The organism is Collinsella intestinalis DSM 13280 (assembly GCF_000156175.1).
GTDB classification, from domain to species: Bacteria; Actinomycetota; Coriobacteriia; order Coriobacteriales; family Coriobacteriaceae; genus Collinsella; species Collinsella intestinalis.
In genome coordinates this window covers 452,775-453,236 of the sequence record NZ_GG692710.1, presented here as the reverse complement: position 1 = coordinate 453,236, position 462 = coordinate 452,775, and the positions used below count along the sequence as shown (strand labels likewise).

General features: G+C 77.7%; 1 protein-coding gene. It reads left to right on the top strand.

The annotated features are described in order from the left end of the window. On the top strand, nucleotides 1–462 hold a 462-nt coding region (locus COLINT_RS08585; RefSeq protein ID WP_006722690.1), incomplete at both ends, for a hypothetical protein.

Sequence of the window (462 nt, the reverse complement as noted above, 5' to 3'; positions counted from 1 at the left end):
GCGGCCGCCCTCGGGAGGAGGAGGCCGGAGGCGTCGCTCCTGGCGTTCCTGGCCGCCCAGGCCCGCTTCACGCCGCACGGTGCCTGGGTCGCCATCGCCGCCGTGGGTGCCCTGGCGGTCGCGGGTACGGGCGTGGGGGCGGACGGCCCCGCCGCCTTCCAGGCGCTCTCCTCCGCGGGCGGGCTGCTCGCCCTGGTGTGCCTCGTCGGCGTGACACGGTCCAAGCCGTTCGGCATGGGCGAGCTCGAGTCGTCGTGCCCGTTCAACGCCGTGTCGGTGTCCTTCGCCCGCCTGCTGCTCTTCGGGGTCGCCAGCGCGCTCGTGCTCGCGCTCGGGTCGGCCTCGGCGGGTGCCCAGGGACTGGGTGCCGCCAGGGCCCTGGCCCTCATGGCCGCCCCCTACCTGACGGCCTGCGCCGGGGGGCCTCATGTGCGCCAGGCGCGCCACGGGGCCGGACGCCGG